Raw genomic sequence first — 7,184 nt, 5'->3', positions numbered from 1 at the left:
TTTAATATCGGAACTGATGAGTTGACTGAAATTAAAGATGGGCTGAATAGTTACTAAAAATCTTTTTGAAAATCAGTCTTTAACTTCTGCAGCGTAAATATAGGCATAGCTGACTAACGAATGATCTTTAATCCCGCATCATAAATTACTACAATTACCTGCTACATCCCCCTACACTGATGCCTGCACCCGCTCCCTACTTTAATGTAAGCCTTTACAGACACATCAGGATCACCGTCACTGCAGATCATGGTGCCACTCTCCTGCTTCCCTCAGTCCCATTAACGTGATCAGATGATACTCCCTCCCGCTGGGCTTGATGGACTGACATCTTTGGATGTTAAGCAGCCTGTCCCACTTATCGATCATCTTCTCAAAATGCCGCAGGGTAAGCCTCTTCCCGGTCCTCTCGTTGATGAAAATGTGCCCCTTCTTCCTGTTCCCTGCATAATGCCGCAGCATCTCGAGGCTTTGATATTGCCGGTTAACTTCACGGTCCTGGGCGCACATGTGGCGCCTGGTCCAGCGGTTGTACCTGGCTTCTGAGTAGCATTTACTGGATCTTAACTATAATAACGCAATCATACAGAATATTTCCTGTAACTCATAGCATCAAATCGGTTTGTTTCAAGAATCTGAATTAGCATTTTCAAATCCCCGGAGGAGGGCTGGGACTTTGAAGCAGGCGGTATGACTTTTATGTCAGCTTTTACAAATACGGCCCCTCCACGCATGTTGGCACAAATATATCCTCCCGTTTTTCCTGTTATGATCAGATTTCCAGACCGCATTCCTGCTGCTCCGAATTCACCGTTACTGCCTCTCACAACCACGGTACCGCCTGCCAGCAATGTTGCAGTGTTCATGCCTGCATTGCCGTCCACTTCGATAATACCTTTTTGCATTAGAATCCCTGTGCTTAGGCTTACATCCCCTTCAACCTTGATAATAGCATCCTTAACGCATCTTGCCCCGATAGTATCTCTGAGAATGTTGTCAGCAAGCTCTAAAATTGGAGTCTCACCATCCTGGTAAGAATTTCTACTATCATATAATTCATTGGCATTTAGTCCATTGTGCAGAATATCAGTAATGGACCTGAAGCATCGATAACCGCTTGCGTCTGAATTTACCTCGACAATATTACCCATCGGCTCAGATACATTGCCTGAAACATATATCAGACCTGCCAACATGCTGATACCCATACGGGTTCCCACATCTCCATCAATGTATATGCTGCCAGCATCTAACGCTTTACCGTTCCCACCAAAATATTTCAGATCCACGCCCAGGCTGGAAGCAAGTCTACTGCCCACATTATCTGTAATATGGACGTCGCAATCGGATCTTAGATGTTCCACTAAGTCCCTGTACGAGTAATTACTGTTCACTTGTTCCTTAATAGGGGCATCCGGATCAAGTTCTGAACCTTTATGTTGCCAGTAAAAATTATATGTGAAATCGCAGAGGCAATCTAACCGGGATCGAATCTTCAGGGTCAGGGGGTTTTTCATCACTACATAATAATTCTGGCTTATTTAATTATTTATCTAAATCCTTTTTATCATGCGATGACATCATGTATTCCATGAGATTATGGGCAGTAAAAGTGTCGAGAACATCAGCAGAAAAAACCAGGAGATTACTGCTCAAAACTGACTTTATCCACACTTATGCACAGATATATAAGGATGGAGAGGATATTCTTATCCCACTCAAAAGGCAGCCAGGCACTGCTGATCTGGAAATGCTGTTTGATGAGACATCTTCATCGAAAGAGAATATTACTATTATTGAAACTGAATTTGAACCAAAGATCCATAAACCATCTTTGGAAGATATGCTTGGCTTTTCGCCTTCATTTGAGGTGATAGGCGACATTGCTGTAATGGATGCTGATCAAACAGAAGCTGGAAAAGTTGCCAGAGCTTTAATGGATTTCAGAAAAAGTATAAAAGTGGTACTGGGAGCGACAGGCCCGGTTTCAGGTGAATTCAGGATTAGGGGATTTGCTGTGTTGGCTGGTGAAAATAGAACGCATACCATTCATACCGAATACGGCTGCCGTTATAATCTAGACCTTGCAAAAGTCTATTTTTCACCCAGACTGGCAACTGAACGAAAGCGGGTTGCAGATATGGTAAAGCGGGGGCAGTGTGTGGTAGACCTGTTCACGGGTGTGGGTCCTTTCAGTATTCTGATCGGGAAGAGCGTACCGGGATCAACAGTGGTGGCAGTTGATAAGAACCCAGAGGCAGTAAAATTCCTGAAGGAAAATGTGCAGTTGAATAAGCTGGATAATGTGGTAGCAGTGGAGGGTGATGCAAGATATGTGGCTGAAGAATTTAAACATTCAGCCGACCATGTTATCATGAACCTGCCTCATAGTGCCCGTGATTTCCTGGACTGCGGGATACTGGTTGCCAGAAACAACGGGATCGTGCATTTTTATGATATTACTCCTGAAGATGATCTTTATAAGACTTCATGGGAATTTATCACTGAAGCGGCCAAAGAAATTGGAAAAAAAGTTGAATGTTTAGAGACTCGAATTGTCAGGACATATGCTCCGTATCAGTATAATGTATGTATCGAATTTCTAGTTTTAGAAAACTAGCTATTTAATTCCTGCTCAATTACCTGCTCAAACACTTCATATGGCCGGGCACCCACAACCTTGATCCCACTGATAAAAAAGGTGGGTGTTCCACTAATGCCATAACCACTACCATCCTGTAAATCCTTTTCGACCTCAGAAGTCATTGTTCCGGAATCCAGGCATTCATTGAATTCAGTTTCATCCAGCCCAAGGTCTGCAGCATATTGTTTGAGATTTTTAATGTCCAGAGCATTCTGGTTTTCAAATAGCTTGTTATGGTATTCCCAGTACTTATCCTGCTCATCTGCACATTCTGAAGCTTCTGCTGCTTTTTTGGCATGCGGGTGGAAGTCTAATGGGAAGTCTCGAAAAACTAATTTTACTTTTCCGGTTTGAATGTAATTCTCTTCAATCAGGGGTAAGACTTGTAAGGAGAAACTGGCACAGAAAGAACACTCAAAATCACTGAACTCGATTATTGTAACAGGGGCTTCCTTTGAACCTTTTACCGGGTCATCATCGGCGCTGAACTGGGACTTTGGATTCTCTTGGGTGGGCTCTGTTGGTGTATTAAGTTCTTCATTGGAATTTGATTTGTAATTTAGGTTGATTGCTAGTAGAGTGATCAGGCTTAAGAATATGGTAATAGTTACCAAGACTGTAAATAGTTTTGATCTTTCCATTTTATGTTTCCTCAGATTCTCAGAAATAATTTATAATTATTACAACCTATTGAAGATTGTAATACATTATATTTAGCTTTTTTACATTTTTTTTGAAAAAGATGATTAAATTCAGATGATGAATCACATAGCAAAATATTTGTATCAACGGCTGTTATTATATTGTTAAGAGTTTTTATTATGTTACGACAGCGTTTTGTGTTAGATACCAGCGCCCTTACTGATTCAGCAACAAGAGAAGTAAGTGGGTTTGAAACACTATGTGACGGGATAAACGGTATCCTGGATATCATTTCAGATGCCCGTTTATCGTATGATATCAGCTGCTATGTGCCCTATCCATCGGTCTATAATGAACTGCGGGATTTTGCCAAAAATAATGGATGTGATGAAGAAGTAATTGCCAAGATAGACACATGGCTGGTGAAAAAGACACCTGATAGATATGAGGTGAAAATTCCTTCCAAGATTTTCTATGATTATGTTGATTACATGCGCAGCCGAATCAATAAAGGTATGACCGTAGCAGAGGATGCCATATTAGAAGCTGCCACTGTATGCCTGTTCACCACTTCCCAATCAAAGGATAAGAAGAATATTGAGATAGAGATTGAACGAGATGTTATCGGAAGTATTGTAGGAAAGTTCAGGGATAAGTACCGAACTGCCCTGAGATATGGGATTCTGGACAGCGCTCCTGATATTGATGTGTTGTTGTTAGCCAAGGAACTTGACGCTGCTGTGGTGGCATCTGATATGGGTGTTCAACGCTGGGCTGAACAGCTGGGATTGCGTTTTGTTGAAGCAAAGTCATTTCCATCCATTATCAAAGAATACTTGCATCATAAAAATAAATAGAAACTATGTATTTTGAGATTTCGTTACTTGCTTTTGTAGTTGTAGCGTTTTTAACACTACGGGATATCCGCATCTACCGGCGCACAAAGTTTGATTCTTTCAGGCGTGGGGCCTTAAAGGGGATGGCTGCCATGACAATTGTACTCATCGGATTGATGATCGTTAAGTCTAATGCTAATTTTGGAATGTTGTTAGTGCTGTTGGGTGTGTTTGTTAATAAAAAGGGGAGTCGAGAGGTAGTGTTTGAGACAGCAGGAACATGTGATCGATTTTTAGGGAAGACTGATGTAAAGGGGTGAGGTTCTGCCTGATTATATACAAAAGCTGCTCATTATTAGTTACCCAACCAGGATTTCACCATGCTTAATTATGGAGCATCCTGTTGATGCTACATTTGAAATGTAGGCATTTTTATTTCGTTTCTTCGAATTTATTATTTCAGGATCTTTAAAATCTCAACATATAATTCTGTTGAACATCTCCACCCGAAGTGTATCATTTCATTCAGACCTTCTATAGCTTCATCAGTTGTTATTAGTCCCATTCTTACCATTCTAAGAAGTAAATAGACTGTTCCATGATGCTCTATCCCTTCTACCTCAGCCATTCCTCTAGCTTCTTCATCGTCTAATAAAGCAATACCATCCAACTCAGAAGCTAAAGCAAGCACATCAGCATCACCTCTATGAATTCTTGGATTATCTAATAGGTGGATTGTGTATTGCTCATTAGCTGGTATTTTTAATTTGATCATCCCGATCTCGATGATGTTTTCAATAAGAAAGACTTCCGGTCTTCCACTTTTTTTTCCTTCTACTACAACCTCGTTATAAACTGATTTAGTAGTATATTTGTATTCTGGGAAATGTTTAATTTTTTCAAGGAAATTTATTTTACTTAAAAACCATAAAAAAATATATTTCTTCTTATGACCTGTTCATTGACACGTTTAAACCAAACCCCTGGCAACCATTACAGCCCTCTGCGCAGCGTCCACGGCCCTATGTGAAATAATCCTGATCATCGGTTCCTTGCCCACACCACCCCGGTCGAAGATCACATCAGGTATCTGGTGATGGATTTTTTTATACCTATCAATAGCAGTATTGGTGCCCCATTCCATTGTACTCATTCCAGCCGGTTCATGGCTCCTGTCAAAGGTTGCTACGTTCAGGTCCATTTCATTGATTATCTTCAAAATATCATCAGAGTACCTGATATTCACAGCTCCTCTCATATCCCAGTCATGGTGCATGGCTGCCAGTACGATTTTGGCTACATGCCTGCTGGCTCCAAAAGCAGGACAGCCGGCGGCCCACACTTTACTGCCTGATCTTATAATTCTTCCATCCAGGGCACATACCTGGTCAATTTCAGATGCATGGGGGATAGCACTGGCAATATTACATCCCACTTCCGGTATCAAATGTACAAAATCCTTTGACGATTCCAATATTTTTACTGCTTTTTTAACATCCAGAATCGATTCATATCTCTGGGCTGTTTCCAAAACATGCCAGACCGGATTGACAGGTCCCACACCCTTTCCGACTGGTCGGCTCTCAATAATAGCCCTGGTAACAAAGAGCTTGGCACCGGCAGCGGCATCCTTCAGTTCTGCACCCTGAGCAAGAAATACTGTCAGAGCCGCGGAATAGGTACATCCGGCACCATGAGTTCCTCCTTCCACAAGTTCTCCTTCTATTAACGTAAAATCAGAATTATCATACAGCAGATCGGTCCCATTCAGATGTCCCCCTGTAATTATTACAGCATTGGCCCCGGAATCAACTATAATCCGGGCAGATTCTTTTGCATCTTCCAGATCATGTATCCGCAATCCAGAAAGAACCTCAGCTTCATGGATATTGGGTGTTATTATTTTTGCCAAAGGAATCAATTCTTCTTTTAGCGTCTTGACTGCATCGCTTCTTAACAGACTGCCGCCAGCTTCGGCAGCCATAACAGGGTCTATTACGAGTGGGAACTTATATTGCCTGACCAACTCTGCTACTTTTGTAATTATCTCTGAGGATGAGAGCATTCCAGTCTTAGCATATGCAATATCCATATCATTGGCCACTGCCCTGATCTGGGATTCAATAGTCTCTAAGGGTAGGTCAAATGCATTTATTACACCAGTAGTATTTTGGGACGTTACTGAGGTCAGGGCACTTGTCCCATGGACACCAAGGGCTGCAAATGTTTTAAGATCTGTCTGAATCCCTGCACCCCCACCAGAATCAGAACCTGCTATTGTCAGGACTACCGGATATTTACCCATAAGATCACTTATAATATATTGATATTAGAAAATAAAAAAGTATCTATTCTTTCTCTGTTATCTCAATCAAAACATCATAATAATACCCAGAACCAAGATCCACGTCGGTAGATACTGTACCTGTGACAATTATTTTCTCTCCGACTGAAAATTCAAATGAATTTGGTGATTTTGCCTTCAATTCGCCTGTACCATCTTCAATTGTGATCATAGTGTAATCGATAAGTACAACATTCTTTGTCACAACTGCTGCCAACTTTATTTCCTGATCAGCAAAATCAGTAGTATTATTTAATATTTCTTCAATTCTGGTACCGCCTTCGATGGCAGTAACATTAACGTCAATGGGTGCAGGCTCAATACCGCCATGAGGTGGATTTGATGTTATAGAGGTTGCAGTATCACCTGAAACCGAACTAGCTAATATCAAAACATCGAATGTTTTGTCCAGGGTTTTACTATAGAATTCTGTTTCCAAATTACCGGAAGCCGTAATTTGAGAACTATTTTTTATTGAAATCGAGGCACCTGCGATCCACATATTTCCTGTACCGTCGCTGATTTCCATTAGCGTGTATCCGGGAACGTCGATTGTCTGGTTTACAATACCTGTTATTTGAACATTATTGTATGCGTAAGGATTATCCAGAACTTCTTTGATGGAGAGTTCCATTACAGTTTCAGTATCAGATATCGGTGTTATCGGTGTTATCGGTTTACTGGAATTAATGTTATTATTATTATTATTATTATTATT

At 41.0% G+C, this 7,184-nt stretch carries 9 protein-coding genes; 3 read left to right on the top strand and 6 right to left on the bottom strand.

The annotated features are described in order from the left end of the window. Positions 1–237: 237 nt before the first annotated feature. Together IBX40_09555 and IBX40_09550 are read right to left on the bottom strand one after the other, a co-directional pair. Positions 238–510: a hypothetical protein gene (locus IBX40_09555; GenBank protein ID MBE0524560.1), complete on the bottom strand. Its 273-nt coding sequence runs from the start codon at positions 508–510 to the stop codon at positions 238–240. A gap of 71 nt (positions 511–581) precedes the next feature. Then, positions 582–1,517, bottom strand: a complete 936-nt coding sequence (locus tag IBX40_09550) for a hypothetical protein (GenBank protein ID MBE0524559.1) — start codon at positions 1,515–1,517, stop codon at positions 582–584. Positions 1,518–1,591: 74 nt separating this feature from the next. Here IBX40_09550 and IBX40_09545 point away from each other — a divergent pair, with 74 nt between their 5' ends. Then, positions 1,592–2,620, top strand: a complete 1,029-nt coding sequence (locus IBX40_09545) for a class I SAM-dependent methyltransferase family protein (protein MBE0524558.1) — start codon at positions 1,592–1,594, stop codon at positions 2,618–2,620. Here the strand turns inward: IBX40_09545 and IBX40_09540 are convergent. Next, positions 2,617–3,285, bottom strand: a complete 669-nt coding sequence (locus tag IBX40_09540) for a DsbA family protein (protein MBE0524557.1) — start codon at positions 3,283–3,285, stop codon at positions 2,617–2,619. The two genes, IBX40_09545 and IBX40_09540, sit on opposite strands and share 4 nt — an antisense overlap. Before the next feature lie 180 nt (positions 3,286–3,465). On the opposite strand from IBX40_09540, the gene IBX40_09535 reads away from it, so the two are divergent. Both IBX40_09535 and IBX40_09530 read left to right on the top strand, forming a co-directional pair. Next, positions 3,466–4,143: an RNA ligase partner protein gene (locus IBX40_09535; protein MBE0524556.1), complete on the top strand. Its 678-nt coding sequence runs from the start codon at positions 3,466–3,468 to the stop codon at positions 4,141–4,143. 5 nt (positions 4,144–4,148) lie between these two features. After that, entirely contained in the window at positions 4,149–4,442 is a 294-nt protein-coding gene (locus tag IBX40_09530) for a hypothetical protein (GenBank protein ID MBE0524555.1), read from the top strand. Positions 4,443–4,576: 134 nt separating this feature from the next. On the opposite strand, the gene IBX40_09525 is transcribed toward IBX40_09530, so the two are convergent. From IBX40_09525 to IBX40_09515, 3 genes are all read right to left on the bottom strand, one after another. After that, positions 4,577–4,897 (bottom strand): DUF3368 domain-containing protein, encoded by a 321-nt coding sequence (locus IBX40_09525; protein ID MBE0524554.1) that lies wholly within the window; start codon positions 4,895–4,897, stop codon positions 4,577–4,579. A gap of 195 nt (positions 4,898–5,092) precedes the next feature. Next, positions 5,093–6,427 carry a bifunctional hydroxymethylpyrimidine kinase/phosphomethylpyrimidine kinase gene (gene thiD / locus IBX40_09520; GenBank protein MBE0524553.1) on the bottom strand — a complete coding sequence of 445 codons (1,335 nt, stop codon included), beginning with the start codon at positions 6,425–6,427 and terminating at the stop codon, positions 5,093–5,095. A 43-nt stretch (positions 6,428–6,470) separates the two neighbouring features. Beyond that, a complete protein-coding gene (locus IBX40_09515; GenBank protein ID MBE0524552.1) occupies positions 6,471–7,100 on the bottom strand; it encodes a hypothetical protein in 630 nt (209 codons plus the stop codon). Positions 7,101–7,184 lie beyond the last annotated feature (84 nt).

Source organism: Methanosarcinales archaeon (assembly GCA_014859725.1).
Classification (GTDB): Archaea; Halobacteriota; Methanosarcinia; order Methanosarcinales; family Methanocomedenaceae; genus Kmv04.
Note: the sequence above shows the minus strand (reverse complement) of the source record. Positions and strands in the feature narration are given on the sequence as shown.